At 38.3% G+C, this 25,217-nt stretch carries 16 protein-coding genes; all 16 read right to left on the reverse strand.

Going from position 1 to position 25,217, the window contains the following annotated elements:
* Window positions 1-440 precede the first annotated feature (440 nt).
* A complete protein-coding gene (locus E1140_RS11330; RefSeq protein WP_155183383.1) occupies window positions 441-2,393 on the reverse strand; it encodes a fructose-1,6-bisphosphatase in 1,953 nt (650 codons plus the stop codon).
* 82 nt (window positions 2,394-2,475) lie between these two features.
* Window positions 2,476-3,708, reverse strand: coding sequence for an NRAMP family divalent metal transporter (locus E1140_RS11335; RefSeq protein ID WP_155183386.1), 1,233 nt, complete (start codon window positions 3,706-3,708; stop codon window positions 2,476-2,478).
* Between the two features lies 1 nt (window position 3,709).
* On the reverse strand, window positions 3,710-5,410 hold the full coding sequence (locus tag E1140_RS11340; RefSeq protein WP_155183390.1) for a polysaccharide lyase 6 family protein: 1,701 nt from the start codon (window positions 5,408-5,410) through the stop codon (window positions 3,710-3,712).
* A gap of 3 nt (window positions 5,411-5,413) precedes the next feature.
* A complete protein-coding gene (locus E1140_RS11345) occupies window positions 5,414-6,097 on the reverse strand; it encodes a bifunctional 4-hydroxy-2-oxoglutarate aldolase/2-dehydro-3-deoxy-phosphogluconate aldolase (protein ID WP_155183393.1) in 684 nt (227 codons plus the stop codon).
* Window positions 6,094-7,125, reverse strand: a complete 1,032-nt coding sequence (locus tag E1140_RS11350; RefSeq protein WP_155183396.1) for a sugar kinase — start codon at window positions 7,123-7,125, stop codon at window positions 6,094-6,096. The genes E1140_RS11345 and E1140_RS11350 overlap by 4 nt, the downstream gene beginning before the upstream one ends.
* Before the next feature lie 12 nt (window positions 7,126-7,137).
* A complete protein-coding gene (locus tag E1140_RS11355) occupies window positions 7,138-7,893 on the reverse strand; it encodes an SDR family NAD(P)-dependent oxidoreductase (protein WP_155183398.1) in 756 nt (251 codons plus the stop codon).
* Between the two features lie 10 nt (window positions 7,894-7,903).
* Window positions 7,904-9,187, reverse strand: a complete 1,284-nt coding sequence (locus tag E1140_RS11360; protein WP_155183401.1) for an MFS transporter — start codon at window positions 9,185-9,187, stop codon at window positions 7,904-7,906.
* A gap of 31 nt (window positions 9,188-9,218) precedes the next feature.
* The gene (locus E1140_RS11365) at window positions 9,219-9,590 is read right to left on the reverse strand and encodes a cupin domain-containing protein (RefSeq protein ID WP_155183404.1); all 372 of its coding nucleotides are present in this window, start codon (window positions 9,588-9,590) and stop codon (window positions 9,219-9,221) included.
* A 4-nt stretch (window positions 9,591-9,594) separates the two neighbouring features.
* Window positions 9,595-11,784 carry a heparinase II/III domain-containing protein gene (locus tag E1140_RS11370; RefSeq protein ID WP_221412683.1) on the reverse strand — a complete coding sequence of 730 codons (2,190 nt, stop codon included), beginning with the start codon at window positions 11,782-11,784 and terminating at the stop codon, window positions 9,595-9,597.
* A 35-nt stretch (window positions 11,785-11,819) separates the two neighbouring features.
* Window positions 11,820-14,066, reverse strand: coding sequence for a polysaccharide lyase 6 family protein (locus tag E1140_RS11375; RefSeq protein ID WP_155183410.1), 2,247 nt, complete (start codon window positions 14,064-14,066; stop codon window positions 11,820-11,822).
* A gap of 1 nt (window position 14,067) precedes the next feature.
* Window positions 14,068-15,024 (reverse strand): polysaccharide lyase family 7 protein, encoded by a 957-nt coding sequence (locus E1140_RS11380; protein ID WP_155183413.1) that lies wholly within the window; start codon window positions 15,022-15,024, stop codon window positions 14,068-14,070.
* An 11-nt stretch (window positions 15,025-15,035) separates the two neighbouring features.
* The gene (locus E1140_RS21950; RefSeq protein WP_155183416.1) at window positions 15,036-16,985 is read right to left on the reverse strand and encodes a PKD domain-containing protein; all 1,950 of its coding nucleotides are present in this window, start codon (window positions 16,983-16,985) and stop codon (window positions 15,036-15,038) included.
* Between the two features lie 11 nt (window positions 16,986-16,996).
* A complete protein-coding gene (locus E1140_RS11390) occupies window positions 16,997-18,427 on the reverse strand; it encodes a RagB/SusD family nutrient uptake outer membrane protein (protein WP_155183419.1) in 1,431 nt (476 codons plus the stop codon).
* 18 nt (window positions 18,428-18,445) lie between these two features.
* Window positions 18,446-21,562: a SusC/RagA family TonB-linked outer membrane protein gene (locus tag E1140_RS11395; protein ID WP_155183423.1), complete on the reverse strand. Its 3,117-nt coding sequence runs from the start codon at window positions 21,560-21,562 to the stop codon at window positions 18,446-18,448.
* A gap of 216 nt (window positions 21,563-21,778) precedes the next feature.
* Entirely contained in the window at window positions 21,779-22,501 is a 723-nt protein-coding gene (locus tag E1140_RS11400) for a FadR/GntR family transcriptional regulator (RefSeq protein WP_155183425.1), read from the reverse strand.
* 408 nt (window positions 22,502-22,909) lie between these two features.
* Window positions 22,910-25,217 (reverse strand): ABC transporter permease (locus tag E1140_RS11405; protein WP_155183429.1); only part of this gene is annotated, 2,308 nt, incomplete at its 5' end.

Below are 25,217 nucleotides of genomic sequence, written 5' to 3' on the forward strand. Positions count from 1 at the left end.
AAACCCTCTAAATAATATTTTTAGAGGGTTTTTTATTTCCTTACTAATCCAATATATATAATATTTGTCATCACTTAGGTGAACAATTCGGTGAACATGTTATTTAATATAATTTGCATATAATTTACTGATTATCAATATTTTACAATCATTTAATTTGCTGCTATTTGTACTAAAATGAACTAAATTAATAGTGACCTCTATCGAGGTCGTCAAGAAGTTTAATATATGTGTTTTTCAACTATTTCAAACGATTGCGGTGAACAATTTCGCGCAATGTAAGCCAAATTATATTTTAACAATAGGTGATGTAAGAAATATGATTTTTTATAATAAATTATGATACATTCATATTTTTAATAGGTGTTATAATTAAAATACCTTGAAGCTCATTTGATCTTCACTGACGACAATTGCTCAAAGGAATTTGGTGATGGGAATCATAGTTTAGTTCCGGATATCTTACCTCTTTTATAGTTAATCATCAGTTCTTTTAAATCAACTATGTATTCCATTAAAGAAGGTCCATCATCAATATCTTTAACTCTGATTACCTTTGAAGATGGTGAGTAAAGCGTTTCATAAGACTGAATATCAATTTCTTCATCGATAGCCTTTTGTTTAGACTCAAATGCCATATGTGATATTAGCTGCTTTCCCTTTTGATCAAAGATCAAAGTATAACCTGCTATACCTGTCTTACTCTGATAAGCTTTCGAAAATCCACCGTCTATCACATACAATTTACCATTGGCCTTCACAGGGTTTTCTCCTCCTTTAGCAACCACTGGCACATGACCATTTATAATAATGGCATTCTCATCAGTAAGACCAAAGTCATTTAATATTTTATCACAAGTAGATTCATCGTTCCTGTATTGATAGTAATAAGACTTGTTTTCCTTGTGCGTTTCTGTATCTGTTATGAAATACCGCTCAAAAGTGGTCATCTTACTTTTTCCAAAAAGCGGTGAATCGGGTCCACACCACAGGTACCAAATGATATCCACAGCCAGCTGCTTTTCCTTGTCAGTGCTTTCCATAAAGTAAGCTTCACGAACTTTAGCATCCAGAAAATCGAGTAAGGCCTTACCTTTCAATTTCTGTCCAAGAAGGTCAACTTCTTTTAAATCACCCTGCTCGTTCAACGGAATACAACCATGATATAAAAGGCAATTGTTAGTAACCTTATACATACCTCCTTTTCCAATCAAAAATTTAACGTGTCTCTGAAGTCTATCACTTTCTTTAAATGCCAGCTCCAAAACATTCATTAAATCCTGCTCTTCAGAAGATAGTTCATGAGGTGCATTTGGGTCTACGGTCGGCAACAACTTATCGTGTAGTTCATATTTCTTTCCCTCCAGTTCAATCTGAAAGGTCTTAAAATCGATATTTTCCCATATCAATTGATCATTCATATTAAACCCGGGTTGTCGCATTTTTAGCTGATCTTCCAATTTAAACTGAATCACACTAATGGCCTTATGCATCATGCGATTCAACAATTTCTCACTTGTATTAATCAACTCTTCAGGATCAACCTTTGGATCAAAATGGATACTTTCTTCTTCTTTATAATGCTCCAGAGCAAATGATGCCAGCGGAATAAGGTTAATACCGTAACCCTTCTCCAGCGTACTGGTATTACCATACCTGAGGGAAAGTCTAATGACATTGGCAATGCAGGCCAAAGAACCACATGCTGCTCCCATCCATACAATGTCATGATTACCCCACTGGACATCAACAGAATCATATTCCAATAAATCATCAAGGATATTTTCAGCGGCCGGCCCACGATTATAAATGTCACCAATGATATGAATGGAATGAATAGATAGCCTTTGAATGAATCTGCAAATCTCAATAATTATTGCCTCAGACTCTTCAATATCAATGATTGTATCGATGAGCTGATTATTATAAATTCTTTTGTCCTTATTTGAATAGTCGGCACAAACCAAACTTAGGATAATAGCCTTATAAGCACTGTTGATAAGCCTTGCTAATTTTCTGTTGGCATAAATGCTGGAAAAGTCTTTCGCCAAGAGGCTTAAATCCTGAAGTGTACTCTTTACACTTTCCTTATTGAGATTTAGTACTTTCAGCTTCTCTTCAGGGTAGTAGATCAATGAAGCCAAGGACTTGAGCTCTGTTTCTGATTTTGATTCACCAAAAATCTTAACCAATCGCTGCCTGATCATACCAGAGCCATTTCTGATCATATGCTGAAACGAGTCATACTCACCATGTACATCGCTAATAAAAAGCTCCGATCCTTTTGGTTGAGACAGTACCGATTCCAGAAGCATTATCTCCTTACCTAATTCACTTCTTGTTGGAAATTTTTGAGCTAGTTGTTTGAGGTATTTTAGTCTGTCTGGAGTCAAGGCCTTATATTTCTAAATTAAGATATGCTGTTCAAATCAGTTGATTTGATAAATTATCATTACCACTACACATACCAAATGTTCAAAAAATATCAATTAATCCGTTTACCATTATAATAATTGAAAATACCAGAGCAGCAGCCATAATAATATTGATGACAACTTTGCTACCTGGAAGATTCATGTGCTTTCTATTCCACAAAATTAAAAAGCTCAAAACCACTAATGGTAGACCAAATACATTAAACACCTGAGTAAATATCTGCCCTTGTATAGGGTTAAAACCGAATATTGGTACACTGAGTGCCAAAATGCTTGCTATCGCGGTGATAAGTTTAAATCGACCAGAGGATACATCCAATTTACCGAAGTTGTAATCTCCCAACATTAGTGGCACGATCATCAGACATGGAAATATTGAGGACAGACCTGCACTCAATGTTCCTGCAAAAAATATACTGACAGCAAACTTTCCAGCTGACGGTTCCAGAGCGCCTGACATGTCTAGCACATGAGTAATATCAATGCCTTTACCATGCAAGCTTCCGCTAGCTACTGCCATGATTGATCCACTGATAAGTAAAATCAAAACTGTTGCTATAATCGCGTCATTTTTCTGGACTATATGATCATACTTAGTCCAACCTTTTCCTTGAATGAATAAGGGACGCGATAAAAAGGTAGCAGCTGCCATAGTTGTACCCACAAAAGCTGCAATAAGAATACCCGCGCCTTCAACTTTAGGAATTTTAGGGATTAGCCCTACAATAATTTCAGAGGGTAAAGGAAAGACAAAAAAGAGGGTAAAAATGAATGATAACCCCATAATGGAAACAAACAGAGTTAACACTTTTTCAAAGATCGAGTAGTTGCCTTTTATCAACAAAAAATAGAAAACCGCTATCATTATTATTGCCAATGTCAGTACCACAAAATATTTGTGGCTTTCGATTACCGGAAAATTAATGAGGAGTATCTCAAAAATGACATTGGAAGTAATTCCCAAAATACCAATTAAGGAGTTCCACTGACCGATGCCAACGGTCAAGATAATTGCTATTGCTATTGCTTTTCCAAACGGTATGTGCTTCCGAACTGCAAAAAGGGCCGTCTCTCCAGTAAAGAGATAATAGGTACCAGAAACATAGATAAGCACACCTGAAAACAGGCAACTACACAAAAGCACCCACAGCAAGTCCATTCCAAATGAATTTCCTGCAACTATCATGGATGTCACGCTGCCTGTACCAATGGTGTACCCTATGGCAAAAATTCCTGGGCCAAAAGCCAAAATAAACTTCAGGAATGATTTCATACTATTGGTGACTCAGAATGACCTTGCTCTTGGCTAATATTTGATTGGATCCATCAAGTATAATGGCAATTAGAACACCCTTGTAATCCTCTACTCTAACCGTATCACCACTAACCTGATTATCATAAACCCTTTTTCCAGTAGTATCATATAACATGAGCCTTACTGGAAACTGCTCATAACTTATTCCATGAACAATTACTTCATTTCGATTACTTGAAATAAATATGTTTGATTGGGAAGATTCTTCAATTGAAGTAATAGAATCATCAACACTCCAATCAAAACCCACATCTTCCTTGAATAATGGTTTATTGACAATGGTCAAAGATGACTTCTCGTCACAGCCGACATCAGGAGAATTATCTCTATTCTGTCCATCAATATCTTGAATTACATATTCAAAATTTCCAGTTGCATTGTTGATTACCGGACTTTCAGAGGCCGGTCTAAAGATTACTTCCTCTTCGACAATTAAAGGATCTTCATTTATGATACCAGTTGCAGAAATACCAACTGTACCATTGATATAGTTTGAAAGGTATTCCATATTTATAGGAGTATCAGTATAGGTGATGGCTTTACCGCCAATAGTCTTATCTATGAGGTTATTGGCTATTGTGCTATTTATTGGGGGTAAAGAAAGTTCATCAGATTTTCCTTCTCCAATGGCAATTGGTTCTTTACAATTCACAATTGTATTATGAACAACTTCAGCATTTTTAACCTGGAAGTATCTATTTAGTGGTGAATCAGGAACACCATTTGTCATACATATTGCTGCTCTAAAGCCATCACCTTTAAGTCCTTGAAAATAATTATTGTACACTTTGTGACGCTCTCCTATAATCCTTACACCACCAGAGCTCTTATCACCCCCAAAGAAAAAATTACCGTAAACTTCACAGTCATTACCATGTCTAAGTGTTAAAGTCCCCTCATTATCTCTGAAGGTGTTGTACCTGTAAACATTGAAGCCTGATTTGTTTGATACTATTTCAATCTCGCCATCGCAAGATTCAAACATGTTGTATTCAACAGTAGTTCTCGACTCAGTCATGCTATTGTCGCTGGTTCCGATTCGTATGGTTTCAGCACCGTTTCTTCCCAATTCAGGAATGTTGGCGAAATAGTTATGATCAATTCTGTGATGATTCGCAGAACCCGATAGCCAAACTACTAACAATGCTCCTTCATGGTTTTTACCTTCAAAATGGCTGTGATCAACTCTATTGTGCTCACCATAGAGGGAAACCCATTTGTACTCTGTAGCATCCGTTTCCGGGTTGTAATTAATAATTCTGCAGTTGGTAACTCGTGAATGATTTGCAACATCATTAGAGTTTCTTCTAAAACTAATTACAGCATCTCCGCTTGAGTATCCTTCATTAAAATCAAGGTCCTTCACAATTAGGTAATTACCAGCCAATTCTATTTTAGAAGTACCTGTGAAAATAACTTCTCCAGGAGTTTCCGCCATGATAGTAATAGAATCTCCTTCCACTCCATTAGCAAAGAAACCTATATGTACATCGTCCCAAACTCCATTTGCAAGGACAATTTTTCCTCCCGGCTCTACCTGCTCAACTGCCACGTCAAATTCACCAACGTTGGTCACAAAAAAATTCTGCGCATTAACATTTATTGGATTAGTCAACATCGTTATTAAGAAGGCCAATGTCAATTTTGAAATTAGGTGCATAACCTACTTATCTAGAGATTTTCGTACGTTACTTATAAGTGTGATACATTTACGCACTTTTGATTCAAGTCCATTAAAATCTTTGATTTTGTAAAGATCATTGGGAATCAACTGAGAACCCATTCCCACGCAAGTGACCCCAGCTTCAAACCAACCTTTTAAATTATCCTCTGTTGGTGAAACACCACCTGTAGGCATGATTCTAGTCCAGGGCATTGGCCCTTTAACACCTTTAACAAAGGCTGGGCCACCAACCTGCTCAGCAGGAAATATCTTAACCACTTCCGCCCCTAACTCTTCCGCATAAGAAATCTCACTTACAGATCCACATCCAGGCATCCAGGCAATTTTTCTTCTGTTACAAACTTTTGCAATCTCAGGATTGACTATCGGTGAAACTACAAAATTTGCTCCTAGTTGGATGTATAAAGCAGCAGTTGCCGGATCAACAATTGAGCCTATACCTAATATCATATTAGGTAAATTTTTGATAGCCCAAAGATTTAGATCTCTAAATATTTCATGAGCAAAATCATCTCTATTAGTGAATTCAAAAACACGAGCTCCACCATTATAGCAAGCTTTCAATACTTCCTTACAAAAGTCCATATCACTATGATAAAAGACGGGCACAAAACCTGTCTCATCCATTTTAAGCACCGTTTCTATTCTGTTAAATCTACTCATCGGCTAATTCTTCCTGTTTTATTACTAGTTAGTAACTGCAAAACCTTATTTTCTGAGGCAATATTATAATCACCATCAATCGTAAGTTTTATACTTGATGCTGCTATTGCAAAATCAAGCACCTCATCCATTGTTGTGAATTTGTTAAACCCATGTATAAATGCGGCCAAGAATGAGTCTCCTCCTCCTACTCGGTCTACTATATTGTCTATTTCTATTGTTGTGCTTCTTGTGTATTTAAAGCCGTCATATACAACCCCAGACCATCTATTGCTAGACGCTGAAATAGTTTCGCGTAATGTACTTATCACCAGTTCTAATTTTGGAAACTTTTTAATAAGGCTTTCACTCGTAAACTCAACACTTCTCTGTCCAAACCCCTTGATAGACTTATAGTCCTTTTCTTCTGGGGTTATACCCAAATAGACCGAGGTATCTTCCTCATTTGCCAAAATGATAGAACACCCTTCTATAAGTTTAGGCATTATTGCACTCGGTTCTACCCCATATTTCCATAGCTTACTGCGATAATTGAGGTCACAGGAAACTTTAATACCCTTTTTTACTGCTACATCAATGGCCTTTTTGCAAGCTGCTGCTGCGCCTTTTGATAAGGCAGGCGTAATACCGGTCCAGTGAAACCAGTCAGCATCTTTGAGTATATATTCCCAGTTAAAAGTGTTGGCATCAATTTCACTAAAAGATGAATTAGCACGATCATAAATAATTTCACCTCCTCTTATTGAAACACCATGCTCCATAAAATAGGATCCCATTTTATCGCCTTTAAACTGGCAGTAATTTGTATCAACTCCCCAACTTCGCACCTCTCTCAATGCGGCATGCCCCAAATCATTATCTGGCAGAACCGTTATAAAGCTCACATCATTACCAAATTGTGACAATGAAATGGCGGCATTGGCCTCCGCTCCACCATAGTTTATATCAAGAGATCGAGCAGTAGCCAGTTTTTCATACTTAGGAGCTGAGAGCCTCATTAAGAGCTCACCAAAGGTTACTATTTTCATTAATTATTACCTTTAAGAAAATGCTAAACCTCCATTTATATCTACATTATTTCCTGTTAAGAAAGATGATTCTGGTCCTGCCAAGTAAGCTACTAAATCTGCTACCTCACATGCCTTTCCTTCTCTTCTTAGTGGAGTAGCATTAGCTACATTCTGACGAACCTGATCCTTTGTAAAATCATCATGAAATTTAGTCGCGATCATTCCTGGGTTAAGGGCGTTAACTCGAATCCCTTGTGGTCCTAGTTCCTTTGCTAAACCTCGAGTAAATGTAGATACTGCACCTTTTGAGGCTCCATATAAAAAGGCTCCCGGCCCTCCACCATCTCTTCCTGCCTGAGATGCAAAATTGACAATTGATCCACCTTGATTAAACAGCGGCTTGAAAGCCTTCGTTACAAAAACTGTTGATTTGAAGTTAACATCCATTATCAGGTTATAGAAATCCTCATCTACTTCATCTATAGTTTTGCGAGCAAAAAGACCCCCCGCAACATTTACAAGTATGTCAATCTTATCACCAAAAGCCTCTTTCGTTTTGGCAACCATGTTGGCAATATCGGCCTGCTTAGTGACATCTGCATACACTGCAATAGCTTCACCTCCCACTGATTTAATTAGCTCCATAGTTTCATCCCTATCTGATTCACTATCGAAATAATTCACCACTACTTTTGCTCCTTCTTGAGCTAATTTTACGCAGACGGCACGCCCTATATCTCGAGCTCCACCCGTTACAACTGCTACTTTGTTATTTAAATTTCCCATTGTTTTAAAGTTATATTCTTGAATTATATTTTATTTCTACTGGTTCTATTTTCTTTATTACCCATACAATTGAAAACACAGCAAATGGTGCCAAAATGGCTATTACTATGAATGCTGGTGTATAGGACAAACTAGTTATTTGTGGAATCAGCCAGTTCATAATTATAACTGAAACAGCACCTACTGTACCTGCCAAGCCAGCTAGTGTACCTACTGATGGGCCTTTGAATAAATCACTTGAGATGGTCTGTATATTGCCAATGGCAAATTGAAATCCGAAGAGTACTACACCAGTTATGTAGATGAAAGTCATTGGATTATTAGCATTGACAAGGAAAATGATTCCCATTAGTCCAAGGAATATTAACCCTCCACCTATAGAAATAGTGATTTTCCTCGCTTGGTCTACAGTTTTTGTTTCGATTAACTTACCACAATACCAGCCACCAGCAAGACTGCCTGCCATGCCTCCTATGTATGAAATCCAGATAGTAGAACCAATATCTTCAATACTAAAACCAAACTCTGAATGAAGGTACAATGGCATCCAGCCAACGAAGAGCCACCAAATAGGCTCAATGAAAAAACGTGCTCCTAATACACCCCAAGACTCTCTGAATTTTAAGATTTGGAATACGCTAAGTCCTTTCTCCTTGCTATCTTCTTCCTTTATTATTCTTCCCTCAAGAATAAGTTCTTTCTCTTCATCAGTAATCCATGCATGGCTTTCGGGTTTGGCTTTATTAATGACTAGCCAAGGAATAACCCATAGCAAGCCTATAGCTCCTATAATGATGTAAGTTGATCTCCATCCGAATTGAGCATATAAAAAAGCAATCAGAACAGGAGCAATAACACTACCCAACGATGCACCTGCATTGAAAATACCCTGAGCTAAAGCACGTTGCTTTACTGGAAACCACTCTGCATTGCTTTTTACTGCTCCAGGCCAATTCCCTGCCTCTCCAAGCCCTAAGAAAGCTCTATACATTGTCAGAGAAATCAACCCCTTGGCAAAAGCATGGAAAATGGATGCAACTGACCAAACAACAATTGAAACGACAAACCCAAGTCTTGTGCCAATAATATCAAACAGCCTTCCAGCCAGGAACTTCCCTGCAGCATATGTAATCATGAACACATTTAACATTATTGCATAATCGGATTCATCCATTCCCAAATCCTTGCCCATCTCTGGCCACATTACACCAAAAGCTGTCCTATCAATGTAATTGATAACTGTTGCCAGGCATATCAATGTAATGACCCACCACCTTAATCCTTTTAGTTTCATAAGCTATCTGCCCCGTTTACTTTTATCAACCTTATTTTTTACCAAAATATGATACTGTCGACCCATCCAGAAAGTCTTCTCTAACAGGGCTAAATACATCGATTAGCATACCTGCCTCCAGGCATACAGCACTATGGACCAAGTTGGGTTGGATGTAAACACCATCTCCGGCTTTTACAATTTGTTTCTCACCATCAATCTCAAACTCAAATTTCCCTTCAGCGCAGTAGGTAGCCTGAGTATGAAAGTGATGATGTGGCGAGCCAACAGCACCCTTCTCAAACTTTACCTGCACCATCATTATCTGGTTATCATAACCCAAAAACTTGCGGGATACACCACCACCAAGCTCTTCCCATTCCATATTTTCTGTTAGGATGTATTTCTTACTGTTTCTTTCCATGTTCTTATTTATCGATTTTTTTAAAGTCATATACTCCTGTCCATGTCATTGATGAATTATCAATTTGTACAGTGTGTTTTGCAACCTCACTATCGTTGACTAGTGAAAAAGCAAACTGATACTTCTCCCCTGTCTTTAACCCAAATTGAATAATCACATACTTATCAGATTGGTGTAATACCTTTAGCCCTGAAATTGAGGTGAATGAATTAATAGGAATCTCGTCTGAATAACTATACATTCCGTGAGTCTCATATAGACTTGCAAACAGTGTATTTCCACCTGTTCGTCTTTGAATAAGGCCTGGATCTCTTCGTAGATTGAAGTTGGGATCGTTTGCTCCAATTCTAGTTAAAAGCGCTTTATCTCCCTCTTGGAATGTTGACGTTACCGTGTAGAAATTCTTCTTATTAAACCATGTCATGCTGAACATCTCTCCATTTAAATCTGCCTGACCTTCAAGCCATAGATGTTGATATCCTGATTCTTTACCCATTGGGGCAAGCTCGTTATTGGTCTGGAATTTTTGATTGGAAGACATGAGTTCCCCCATATAGTACATGGGTAAATCGTATCTTGTCCCTGTAGGTGCCTGCGCAGAAAATAAATCAACTATCAACGGGTTTTCCAGCTCATCAATATCCAGAACGGCCATTGTTCTTTGCATACTGATGTCAGGATATGCATTTAACTCTTTGGCAGAAACAATCTGAACTTGAGAGTTTTCAGCATTAAAATAATAAGGTGTTCCGGATGTCTTATCTGCATCTTTTACATTACCATCAAAGTGAGAGTCTTTATCAATTACAAGTGTATTGTGCGCAATAGTCTCTTTAGCCCAACTTGAGTTTTCTTTAAGATATCCTCCACCATCTTTGTGGTCAATATTGACCCATCTGGCAGACCCGTAGTCCTGGATAACCTCATCAGCTCCATTATACAGTAAGAATCCAAGACGATCGAAATGTCCATGACCCATGCCATGCTTAGCATATTTCATCATTAAAGTGATATCACCATTTCGGATAATTCCAATTGCTCCCTCATCGCCATTAGCACCATCAGTCAATTCCATACTTTTATATTGATAAGGTTTGGCTTTGCCTTCAGCTATAGCCTTTGCAGCACCTAAACCCGAATCATTAAGTGGGACTCTGCCCTGATTTTTGATGATTGACAGTAACTGAGGGTCATTTCCTCCATAGAAGTAAGCCATGCTAACTGCATTGACCAACTCTCTGGAGCTAAGGGACATTCCTTTTTGGGCATCATTAATTGGAAAAAATTCTCCAGCAGTGTTGGTCTGATTGATGAGCGCATCAACGGCTTTTATTAATAGCCCATTTCTGTATTTCAAGATTTCTAATTCGGGTTCCATGTTTGTAAGACCCTGAGCGAAAATCAGAAAAGGATACATAGCATAGCGCTGATAATATGGCCCTTCTGTGTAGTATCCATCAGGAGAGAAAGCATGATTTAACTGAGCAAAAAAACCAGCTTCATCCTGACCTTCAAGTCTGATAGCCCCACCATCATTATCCCTTACTATATCTCCTGGTACTTTTACATCCAATCCGTACAAAGCCCATTTCACAAGCTCTTCATCACCCATTACTAGACCAATCATACCTACCGCAGCATTACCCCAGGTGCTATGGTTATGGATGCGGTTAAAGAACTGTGGATTCTCAATTGAAATGTATTCTGCATATGGTCGGAATAGATCTTCGTTTAATCTCTTAACTGTTTTTTTATCTAACCAATCATAGATGCAGTCATAAGCCTGGGAAGTATAAACCAGCCAGTTGGCATCATTTAAGCACTGCCAAAAAAACTTTCCGCGAGCATAAGATCGCTCTTCTGGATGTTTACCAAGTGTAGGGTAGATTTCAGCATAGGCTAAAAGCATGTCCCTAATGTATTCAGCATATTTTACATCTTGAGTAATCTGAAACAAAACACCCGCTTTTTGCATTGCAAAGAAGTTGGCTTTATGCCTTTCATGTGTATAGCCACCGGCCATGTCTTTGGGTACCGGCACATCAATCCCCTGCTCGATCTCATCATCAACTTGGACTTTAACTGTTTGAAACGTCTCGTCAAATAGTGGAGCTCTACCAAGCTCCGCTCTCATTGATTGAACCCCCTTTTTAGTTAAAATCAGATTAGGATGGTTCTGAGCGTATGAACTCATGAAAACAACTACTAGCGATATGGTGGTGATAAATCTCATTTGTTGTTTACCACTATGTTTTCAGAATCGTAAGGTTCACCATTGGTTTTTAGGCCAGCTGAATTGGTGAATGTAACATTTGACACCTTGGTGATAGGTTCGCCATTGGTCATAAACAGGTCAACACCTTTGCTATCACTAATTTGAACACTATCGATAATTAGTGTCTGAACTCCATGAAAACGAAGTACTGCACCAATTTTATTTCTCTTGCCTTTGCCAGAATTTGTTATTTCAACACCCTTTACGGAAGTAATAGGACCGAAGGTGCTTTCATCTGTACCGCCTCTATAAATATTGGCTATACTGCCCTGTACATCTTCAAACTTAGAGTCAAGGATAGCTACATTCTCAACATTATAAATACCTAAGTCCTCCACTTCTGTGTCTAATATTAATATCGATCCTGTAACATTTTTAAAGTTTGAATTGATAATCTGTATTGAATCAGCAAAAGTGTTTTTGTAAATCTTCAGAAAATCGAATGTGTGATTCTTGTCTAAGTCTTTTACTTCACAATTTTTCACAACCAGTGCATAGTTTTGATTCATGCTGTATTTGCTTGTACTTATCACATTATTCCCGGCCTGATCAGGAGACTCTGCACCATCAACAAGGATGTTATCAAGAAGCAGTGCTCCACCATTTTCAATTTTAAAGAAGCTTGATTTCTCAGATTTAATGAGAGCTTTTGAGCCTTCTTTAGCCCTAATTGTGATAGTATGATTGACAAATGCATATTTGGTAAGCAAGTACTCGCCACCATTTTCCAATTCAAGTACATCACCCGGTTGAGAAGTTTCGAGTGCCTCAATAATGGTGTTTTCTCCAGGCGCTACTTGCACCATTTTGCCTGAACCAAACGTAGTTGTAATGTCATTTTTTGGATAGTAATTGGCGCCTGTTTCATCTTTTGACACTGGCAGTTTAATACTCTCAAAACCTGCTTTCTCAATTAATGGTTGGCTAGGAACCCGTAGTCCATTTTCATTTCTTGATAGACTAAATTCTACTTTAGTAAATCCTTCAGGTAATGGAAGCGTAGCTTCTTCATTCATTATATTACCACTGAATTCAATTCCTGAAACATCATCATAAATAGTAAATGGGGTCAAATTGGTTTTACCCATAATGATATTGTCTTTAAAGGTAGTGCCAACCGGAACAGCCGACCTTTCCTCGTCACTTCCCGCGCATAGTTGTATGTAATCACTATCAACAACTATATTTCCCTCCATCTTAGAGTCAACCACCTGATTGTACCTGTTAATAGGCGAGTTGGGCACACCATTCATGATAACCAACGCCCCTCTAAATCGGTAGCCAGTAAGGCCGGCCATGTAGTTATTTTTAACAGTTTGATATTCGTTGATAATTCTTATTCCACCAGTGTTTGGCTTTCTGTTTCCAAGGAAGTAGTTATTTTCTACCAGGGTATGATGACCATGGCGCATTGTGAGCGTTCCCTGACTTTCAAAAAAGACATTGTCTCTAAATTCATTACCACAAGACTTATTGGAAATGATTTCGTGTTCACCATTGCATCGATCAAAATAATTCTTCCTTACAATGGAGTTAGAATATTTTCTTGAGTAATGGCTGGTTCCAATTCTTACAGTTTCACCTCCATTTGATCCGAGCACCTGACGCGGCCCAAAATAGTTATACTCTACAATATGGCCATTTTCTTGACTTGCCTCAGTATTCATTTTTATGGCAAAAGTCACTCCCTGATTACCTTTATTAATCAGAGTATTATGATCAAATTGGTTGTTCTTACCATAAATTGACACCCAGGTATCTGCATCAAATCTTTCAGGATTGTTAAAACCATCAATTACACAATTGGTAATTCTGGTATGGTTGGCCAATGCCTCTTTGCTAGTTCTCAGAGCTATTACTTCACTTGTTGGAGTAAAACCATCTTTGAAGACCAAATCTGAGGCTACGATATATTCTCCTGATATTCTAAGATTGGATTGACCTGATATGATTACCTTACCAGGCGTCTGAGCTCGCATTATTATTGGAGCCTCCGCAGTACCTTTAGCTATTAGCTTCAGTTCTACATTCTCCCATTTTCCATCAGCGAGTATTAAATTATCTCCAGGCTTGAGATTTGGAACAGCCTGATTAAACTCTGAAATATTGTTAACCAATATCCCCTTCTCCTCCTGAGTACAGGAGAAAAAGGTAGATATAGTAAACCAAACGAAGAAGTAACTTAATTTTTTAAATGTCATGTTATGGATGTGTGACTTCTAGTGAATAATATTTTACCTTGGCAAAAGCACCTTCATCATTAGTGCCCAAGTAATTTCCTGCTTTGAAGTAGTTTTCAAAGACTCCCCATTTTTCCATATGTACATCGTCAAACACGAAAGACTCATCATCATCCATGGTCACGACTAATTTTCCAGCGGATACTTCAACCTGCAATGTGAATTTTTCTGTGCCTACTTCTCTGGCAAAGTATTTACTTTCATTATCTGTCCAGGCTGAGGTATGAAGAGACTCCTCATAGGTGGCGTCTAAATCTTTTAGCTTTTTTGTAACTACTCTTACCTTATTGTCCTGCCAATAGATTTTAAGAACTGGTGGTGCATTATTGTCGTCCTCACCAATCAAGTCCCTTTGTTCATTGGTTAAGCGCCCATGAATTTGCATAATCATGGTTCTGTGAAAATCTCCTCCGGCATCTGTAGAAACTTCAGGAACTGAAAGCATACCTCTCATGATTCCCCCTTGATCAAATGTCCAGTTCGTATTGTTACTGCCCGGTACCATTTGCTCTCTTAGCTCGGTTCTTGAATATGATGTATTTGCTGTTGTAGATCCTGGGTACGTATAAAACACTAAAGAACCATCAGTAGAGTCATTGTACATAAATGGCAGCAAGGTTTCATTAGTAGCATACTCAAGAATTTCAGGAGGCTCAACTTCTAAAGCCTTACCATCTGCCCTTGGTACAGGCAAAGTCACCTTCCAATTTCCCAAGTTGATATTAGGCAGAAAAAAATCTACTCCTTCTTGTCCTGAATTATTTTCAGGCTCTTCTACTGGTTCCTCTACCGGAGGATTAACCACAGGAGCAGGAGTTTCTTCTTCTCCATTGCAGCCAAATGAGAAAAAGGTAAGTAAAAAGGCAAGGATATAAGTGCTACCCGAAGACTTCTTCGGGTAGCTATTATTGAGCTTCATGAAATTTACTATTAGTTTTCTGTGATTTCTACGTTGTCTATAAACACTTCATTACTACTGTCAATTGCATTCAAAGCCCTTGCATAAATCACAATCTCATTCGTAGAAGGGGTGAATGTAAAAGTGCTTGTAGTAAAGACAGTCTTGTCTGTATTGAAGTCATTAGTGATATCGAAGTACGCATCTATTGCAGGATCACTCTTAGAAGCATCAATACCCGCCTCAGTAGTGATTTCAGTATTTAGAATGAACACCTCGGTATTAATGCCCTCTGCTTCAGAGCGGGTATCAATAGAAAAAGTGTACTCAACCCCCTGTTCAACTTCAACAACCTGGTAAAGCCTACGACAAGGGTCACTTATTTTTCCTCCTCTTGTTCCATTGTTTCCATCACTTGTACTACCAATTTGTTCATTTGTACAATATGTGGCATCTATGTAGTCATTCAAGGCTGAGTTATTCCATAATGCCGCATATGGGCTCGGAACTTCATTACCACCTTCATCTAAGATGGTGCTATTTGGTGTCATGTCCCAGGAATCAGCATTATCACCAGTACTTGCTGTATGATCATCAAATGTGCCATTGAGTACTTTTACAACAAACCCTTGAGCCACAGTTACCTCTTCGGAGGCAACATCAGTATTACCAGTTACACTATAAGCGGTTAAAGTAACTGTATACACTCCATCCTCTGCATAATCGTGAACCGGATTCATTCCAGTAAATTGATAACCATCGCCAAATTCCCATAGCAGCATTACTGCATCTTCAGATGCGTCTGTAAACGTATATGTTTTATAGTCATCTGGATCAATTTCATAGGTGAAAGCCGCGGTTACAGGGGCCTGAATATCAATGTTTGTGCTAAAGTCTGCAGTTAGTCCTCCTTCACTTTTTGTTTCTAAAGTGACAGCATATACGCCAGCCTCTGCATAAGTATGTGTTGGAGATTTTTCTGTAGAAGTGTTACCATCACCAAAATCCCAAGCATAAGTAGCTGCATTTAGAGAGCTATTTTTGAATGAATATTCAAGGAAGTTTGATTCACTTTGTTCAACTGAGAAAGAAGCAGATGGTGGTACTGCACCAGCTCGGCCGATTTCAATAGTAAAGTCATCCAATCTTGCTTCAGCAATTCCATCATTGTAGAAATAGATAGCGATCTTAGAAGTTGTACCTGAGCTGAAAGAGACAGAAGCAGCAACATAAGTCTCAGGATCATCCTGATCATTTACAGTAACAGATCCAAGCAATGTTGCCTGAGTATCAGCATGAGATGTGAATGTTCCACCATTGGCTTCAACATCAAGAATATCAACTGTAATATATCCTGTAGGTTCGGCTAGCATGGTATAAATAAAATTGATATCATAGTTAGTTTCAGGTTCTACAATGATCTCCTGATACCCAACTCTTTTATCTCCTCCGCCAGGGAGTTTGGCTCCCTGATCCCCTGAAACAACAGGGCTGCCAGTAATTTGAATAACTCCACCTAAATCGTTGTTTCTCCATGAATCACGGCCATCGCCAGATCCGCCCTCTAACTGTCCGTCTTCAAATCCAGGCTCCATTATAATGGGTTGATAAGGACCAGCTTGTACTGATACTTCAATTGTAACAGCGTTGCTCACGCCTAACCCATCTGTTGCTGTTAATGTAACAGCATATTTCCCTTCTCCACTGAAAGTGAATGTTGGATCCTTTTCAGTTGAAGTATTTCCGCCACCAAAATCCCAAACAAATGACAAGGCCTCAGTAGAGAGATTCGTAAAATTTGTTACCCTAAAATCTTCAGGATCAGAGGCATACGAAAAGTTTGCGCTAGGTGGAATTTCATCAGGAATAGAACCTGCACCAGGCAATTCTTCCTCAATACATCCATTTATAAATCCTATAGCAACCAAACCAAACAACAGCATAGCAGCTTTATATAAAGTATTGCTTAATAATTTTTTCATGATCAAATATTTTATGGGTTCTGAGTCATAAGACCACCACTTAAATTAATTTCTCTTGCTGGAATAGGAAGCAGCAAAGCCCTTGCACTATAATCTGTGTATCCCATTTCAGCAGCGTGAGCACTTAGTACTGCATCTGCTACACCAAAACGCTGTAAGTCAAACCACCTCTGATTTTCAAAGGCAAATTCAACTCTTCTTTCTAGTAGTAAATCATTTTGAGATATTGAGGTGACTGGAGTGGTCAAACCTGCTCTATTTCTAACCTCTTGAAAAGATGCTATTGCAGCTGCATTGCTTGTTGAAGGCGTACCACCCATTATTGCTTCAACATGCATCAAAAGAATGTCAGAATATCTGAGGATTATCCAGTCATTACCTGCATTTCTAGCATTTCCCCCATAATCATTAGTCCAATCATTTCCATCAGGCAAAAATTTAGCTACCTCTATTGAGCCTTGTACATTAGTGATACTTGTTGCAGTTCTATTGCCTCCAAAAGCATTTAGGTCTGCTATTAAATTATCATTTGGAATATTAAGCCCGTCCTGCTGTCCTTGTCTAATGGCTGATGTAAATTCTGCTGAAAACCCTTGGCTTTCCAATGGATTAGCAGACATGTACTGAATAGAGAAGATAATTTCGTCATTCAGCTCTGAATAAAAAACATCATTAAAATTTGGCATCAAAGAATATTCTCCTCCGCCCATTACCGCCTCACATAAAGCCTGAGCTTCTTGATAGTTAGGGGTTGGTTGTGATAAATAAACTTTTGCCAACAATCCTTGTGCCGCAGCCCTAGACGCTCTCGATCTATGAGCATTATCTAAGGCACCAACAGCTTCTTGCAAGTCCTCAACAATCTGAGCATATACAGTAGCGACATCAACTCTGGTGTAGAGTGTTTCTTTATCATCCGGGATAGCAACCTCAGTGATCAATGGTACATCACCATATAGTCTAACTAAATTAAAATATGCATATGCTCTTAAAAATTTGGCTTCAGCAGAATAACTAGCAACATTTTCGGCATTAGCTACATCCATGAAATCAAGGATATTATTAGCTCTAAAAACAATATCATACATTGAAGCCCAGTAGTCTTCTGACTGGGTATTAACAGGATCAGTTAAATACCTATGAAAATCGGCACGCGATCCCTCAAGAGTTGCACTTCTTGTATTATCCGTTCGATGCTCGGTTAGTAGGTATTCATATTGTATTCCTCTATTGACGGACACATCATCTCCATCTGTATTTTCGTTAACACCCTGAATGGCATCATATATTCCTATAATTCCTGATAGCACATCTTCGTCTGATTGAAAGTAAGTGTCCGCTGTCACCGCTGTTTCAGGTAAAGGGTTCAGGAACTCGTCAACATCACAGGAGAAGAAAATTCCTCCTATAAGTGCGAACATTAAATATTTTATAAGTTTCATAGTCTTAGTCATTTTAGATTAAAAGTCAACATTTAGACCAAAAGTGAAAGTCTTAAAGATTGGAGTACCAGCTCTTTGTGACCCGTATTGTCTTGGATTATTATCATTATCGATGTATTCCGGATTAAACCCAGTGTACTCGTCAGATGTGAGATATAGAAGGTTCTGACCAGATGCATATACTCTTACTCCAGTTAATCCTGCCTTAGATACCAAGTCCTTAGGTAGTGTATAGCCAATGTTTACATTTCTTAGTGACAAATACTTTGCATCCTGAACAACCTGATCAGTTAGCACCTTTTCTTGTACAAAAGAAGTATGTGAAATAAATCCATCATCAACCATTTGCTGTGGACTTGTTGTAGCACCTTGCCACCAAGTATAGAAATATTGATCCCCTATGTTTTTCACCTGAGCACCATAACTTCCCTGAATCATGAATGAAAGATCAAATCCTTTATAGCTGAAATCATTAGTAATACTCCAAATTAGATCAGGATAAGGATTACCTAATATTGTCTTATCCGCATCGGTAATAATTCCATCACCATTCAAATCAAGAACAACAGCATCTTCACCTTGACCATTTATTGGAACAGAAGGAGTGGTTACATATTGATCAGGTATTGGCTTTGTTCTGTCAACTACATAGCCATAGAAAGAGGATATAGGGTTTCCTACCAGGTTGATCCATTGAGAGTTTCTACCAAAAGTATCTTCAAGCAGTGCACCATCAGAATCACCAAAAGCGGTAAGTTCATTTTGATTGGTTGACGCAATTAAGGTAGAACTCCATCTCAAGTTTCCTTTTACCAGGTTCTTGGATCTCACTTCAAATTCAAAACCGCTGTTTTTCACCTCACCCAAATTCACGATTGCACTATTGAAGCCAGTACCATATGAAACCGGGTTTAAAAGAAGTAAATTATCACTTACTCTATTATAATAATCTATTGAGCCTGTAATCCTATTACTTAATAAACCATAGTCAATTCCAACAGTAAGTTCTGCTGAGGCCTCCCATTGTAGCAGCGTGTTTGCAACATTACGTGGAGTAAAACCGCCTGCAACATTACCATCTACTACAGCATTCGCACTATTTAATAGGGCCAAATACGGCCAGGTGTTGACAATATCATCCCCTACGCTAAAGTTCTCAGCTCCAGTACGACCATAACTTGCTCTTAATTTTACTATGCTTAATATATCATTGGTAGCTAGGAAGTCCTCATTGTGTACATTCCAACCCACCGATACAGCTGGGAAATTTCCCCACTTAGAGTCCACCCCAAATACAGAGCTACCATCTCGTCTGAATGATGCATTCAGTAAGTATTTTTCATTGTATGCATAATTAACCCTTCCAAAATATCCTATTTTCCTACGAACAAGTCTATTCTCTACCTGCTCAGATACTGAAGTGGCCCCTGCTAAGTTTTTCAATAAGTCGTTATTGTATCCTGTTCCAACCACTTGATTATAATCAGTGGTTCTCTCCTGGATAGTCAGACCAATCATGGCATTAAGGTCATGTTTACCAAAACCTTTATTATAAGTTAGGAAGTTGTCAGAAATAACTCTTATTCTATTTCTATCTTGAACATAATACTCTGCCGAATTACTGTGATGATACTGACTTCCATCCCAGCGACTTCTTTTACGTTGATCAAGGCTTATTCCCAAACGAGTTTTTGCGGTTAATCCTTCAATGATTTCGTAACTTACATAAGTAGAAGCCAACAAAGCTGTGGTAATATCATAATGCTCTCTTTCTACATATTGAGCATATGGATTCTGATCTCCTGAGGTACGCGCAGTAGCATCTAAGTCACCATCACCGTCTACATCGATAGGGCCGAAATGATCTTCTCTTGCATAATCTCCAGGAACCAGGTCTGGATAATATTTTGCACCATCAGGGTCATCTTGATTAACCAAGGCAAGTGTAGCCTCAGTATGATAAATTGGCAACCATGGTGACTGTCTAATTGGATTGTGTATAGATGTTGGAAGGCGTCTTTGTTTAGTATAAGACGGTGTAGCACTCACCCCAAATTCGAATTTATCATTCAGTTTAGTGTCTACTTTAATGGATCCAGTCAAAAGTTTAAAATCATCAGTGATTACAACGCCTTCATCGTGTAGGTATTTAAGAGAAGTACTAAATGTGGTATTATCAGACCCTCCTCTTGCAGAGAGCGCATGACTTTGAATTATTCCACCATCGAAAAATACATCTTGCCAATCACGGTCTAATCCTCCAGCAGCTTGAGAAATAATAAGTGCATGCTGCGTTTGCTCACTCAATTCACCATTTTCTGCCTGCTCCTTAGCAGCCCAGTCATTAAGACTCTTTTTATAATCATCACTACCAAATGCCTCTTTATAGCCCAAAAAAGTTTCATAACTAAACTTCGTTTTACCCGCTTTACCGGCCTTAGTGGTAATCATAATCACACCATTCGCACCTTCACTACCATATATGGCTGCAGAAGCCGCATCTTTCAATACTTCGAATGAAGCAATATCGTTCATGTTCATGTTTCCAAGGAAATCAGAACTCACAACCACTCCGTCTACAACCACCGCTGGACCAGAATCGGCAGTCACAGACCCAAACCCCCTAATGGTTATAGTTGGAGCAGCGCCTGCCTCGGCATTAGTAGCTTGAATATTAACACCCGATACCTGGCCAATAAGCGCATCATCCACCCTGGACACTGCTATCTGGTCTAATTTTTCATTTTCGACTTTGGAAATGGAACCGGTGATTGTGGATTTCTTTTGAGTTCCATAACCAATTACAACAACTTCAGAAAGTTGTTGCACATCTACCATTAAGGTAACATCGATCTGCGTTCGGTTACCTACTTGAATTTCTTCAGTGGTAAAACCAATAAAAGAAACTAGAAGTGTTTCATCACTTGAAGCAGATAACGAATAATCTCCGTTAACGTCAGTAACCGTACCTCTGCTTGTACCTTTGACAAGAATAGACACTCCTGGCAAGGAGGCTCCTTCTTCATCAATAATTTTGCCTGATATTGTACTTTGCTGTCCATATGCACTGAAAGTGATAAGAAACAGAAAAACAACACCCGCTGACCTAGTCAGCAATTGCGTAAAATTTTTCATCATAATGGGTTAAAGTTTTTGATAGTGTATAGATTAAAATTCGACAGGCAGGCCTAGTATACGTTTTGATTTTAATTGAGCTATTATCTATCTTTGAAGAGGATAAGGGGCTCAATCAGGCTGATCTTTTTAGCGAACGAACGGCATGTATACGACCTACTTGTTTAATGGATTAGCATTTTGTTAATCCATTTTTTTTTGCTTTTTTTTCTTCATTTATTTAGGGTTAAGGTTACTACTGGAAAAAATTAATATATCATTAAGGTGTTTTCTCATAGAGAGCTCAGCCTCTTTTGAATCCTTATTTATAATATGATCTAGTATAATATGATGATCTTCTAAAGCCGAAAGTGGCTTATTACCACTACATACATCATTCTCTTTAAAGTAAGTTAGAATGTCTGGCGTTACTATTAACATCAATGACTTCAGAACAGCGTTTTTACTTGCCTCAGCAATAGTTAAATGGAATAGCAAGTCTTCTTCTACAGCAGGCTTACCTGATTTTACCGCCTTCTCATAGGAATCCAGGGCATTTGATATAGAGACTATATCATCTTCTGTTCTTCTTTGGGCAGCAAATTTTGCCGAATTGGTCTCCAGCAGAACCCTAGTTTCTACAAGCGAATGAAAGTCTGTACCCTCTAGCTTTAATACATCTGTGATCAGTCCTTCAAGAGCATTAATTCCAAATCCTGCGACCACGGTTCCACTCTGTGGTAATGTTTTCAATATTCCGTAGAACTCGAGCTTCCTTAATGCATCGCGAACCGATGTTCTACCGATACCAAACTTTTCACTCAATTGGCGCTCAGAAGGCAAGCGATCACCTGGCTTCAATTGGCCAGAAGAGATTAGTTCTTTAATCTGTTGAATGATCTTGTCGGCAGGACTTTCGACCTTAATTTCATTGAAGTTGTTTAATAAATCTGTAGCCATAATAAATTAGTTAACCAGCAACTGGTCGACCAATTTATAAAAGATAAATATAAATGCAAACCTTTTCGTAAACTTTTTGCAAACGTTTGCCTAATAACTGGGCATTAAATTCACTTCTTTTTTAAATAGCTAAGCTGACTTCTTACAGAACATCAGGGCATAGATTAAGTGATTATAGCGCCAATTTTGTTCAATTTGAACAGGTTATTCAGTACTTTTATATTTAATCAAAACGTATGGCTCCAATTCGTGGCCCTCAAAAATTGAAGTTCTTATAACATATTGATATTCAATAATATATGATAAAGGGTTGTAATCCAGTCATCCCGACAACATAAAAAAGACAGGCTTAAAACCTGTCTTTTTTATGTCGAAAAATTAACTCCTAGGCCTCCTATTAATTAACCCTCACTGTTCTTTCAAACTATCCACAGGATTAGCACTAATAACTTTCTGTGCATGATAACTTAAGGTGAAAAGAGTAATAAGAATAGTCGCTAATGCAGCTATAATCACATTAGACCAATCAAAGTCTGTTCGAAAAGTAAAATTGTCTAACCATGTTTTACCAAAATACCAGGATACTATTGCAGCTATGACAAAAGCAAAGAATAGTAATTTTATAAAATCTTGAATAAGGGTATAGAAAAGGGTAAACGAATTGGCACCAAGCACCTTCCTTATTCCTATCTCTTTGGTTTTTTGTAAGGCCGTATAAGAAACCAGTCCGAAAAGGCCGAGACACGAAACAAAAATGATGAGGATAGATCCAAAGACCAGGAGATTGTAAAGGCGGTCTTCCTTGCCTAAAAGTGAATCCAGCTCATCATCCATGAAAGTATACTCAAAAGGGTATGCCGGTCCATAACTCTTCCACAATGTCTCAATTTTCTCAATAGCCTCAGCCTGGTTTTCAGCCTGTACCCTGATACCCATGTACCTTCTACCACCATTGTGATAAGACATAGTCAGGCTTTTAAGAGGGTCAGTTGCTGAGCCCATTGAAAAGTTATTGACAACACCTATGATTGTTCGCTCCTCAGTATCTTCAGGGAATTTGAACCTGGCTCCTACTACATCCTCCGGAGTATAGCCAAGATAAGCTGCTTGATATTCATTAATCAAAACACTTCTATAATTAGTATCTGCTTCAATGAAAGTTCGGCCAGCCAGAAGTTTGATATCCATGGTTTCGAGATAGTTATCACTAACTTCCAACAACTGGGTAGGTATAGATTGGAACTCACCATTACTTTGTTCCACCTGGTAGCTAAATTCATTAAGCCCACTCATAGGTGTATCATTCATTCGAGTTACATTCTGCACTTCAGGAATTTCACTGACCTCTTGTTGAAACGTTTTAATCTTACTTCTTATGGCCTCATCTTTTAAGTGAATCAAAACCAGATTGTCCTTATCAAAACCAATATCCCTTTGCCTAACAAATGTTACCTGATCTATAACTACCAAAGTGCAAATGATAAGCGATAAAGAAATGGCCTGTTGAAACATCACTAGTCCTTTTCTCACCGTCAGATTACTGCCATTTTTATCTGTAGTTGAGCCCTTTAAAATACTAGCTGCCTCCAATGATGAAATATGGAATGCAGGATAAACTCCAGAAATTATTCCAACAACAATACCAATACTAATGATGATGAACAGTGACATTGGGTTTTCAATAAAATTGATAGTCAACTCCTGCCCTACCAGCTGATTGAATGTTGGAAGTATAGCGATAATGAATGATATAGAAATTACTGCAGCTATTAAAGCCGTAACTATAGACTCTGAAATAAACTGTATGCTTAGGCTTTGTCTACTTGCACCGAGAGCCTTGCGCACACCCACCTCTTTGGCTCTTGACAATGATTTACTCAATGCCAGGTTGGTGTAGTTAAAACAAGCTACTATTAAGAGAAATACACCAACTATTACAAACACATATACATTTTGCTCGCTACCATGATCATAAGGCTCCCAAATGAGTTCAGGTGCAAGATGAAGGCTTGTTAAAGGTTGGAAAATGATTTCTGCTTCGCCATTTAAAATATCAAAAGTCTCCTTCATATACTTTTCATAGAATGGCTGCCAATGATCATTAACATCTGCCGGTTTGAAAGATGATGTTGTTCTCACATAAGAATAGATATGAGCTCCATACCAGATATCTTCAGCATAGTTATAGTCAAAGTATGTATTATAGGAAATCAGTACATCAAAAGGAATGTATGTTGGTTTATCAATATCCTTAAACACACCAGTTACTACAGCTTCGTTTTCTTCTTGAAGTTTTACCCTTTTACCTAAAGCAGGTTGATCACCAAAAAGATTTCTTGAAACAGTTTCAGAAATAACAATAGAATTGGGTTCATTCAAGGCTGTAGCAGAATCACCTGAAATCAATGGCAACCTAAATACTTGAAAAAACGAGCTATCAACTACAAAGGCATTCTTTGCAGTAATGTAATCTTCATTTTTATTCCAAATTACCCCCTCATGTACCTGTAAACCGCTATAGCCAAAAAGTCTAACAGAAGAAGTGATCCCGGGGTACTCACTAACCAGCGCAGCACCCAATGGCCTGGGTACATTCGAATAAACATCTTTATGTCCATCTAAAGTGAAATCTGCAGCCAGTCGATAAACATTCTCTCCTTCATCAATATGTTCATCGAAGCTTAACTCATAAGAAACATAAAGAAATATTAAGAAT

Origin of the sequence: Fulvivirga lutimaris (assembly GCF_009711525.1) — a bacterium.
Lineage (GTDB): Bacteria > Bacteroidota > Bacteroidia > Cytophagales > Cyclobacteriaceae > Fulvivirga > Fulvivirga lutimaris.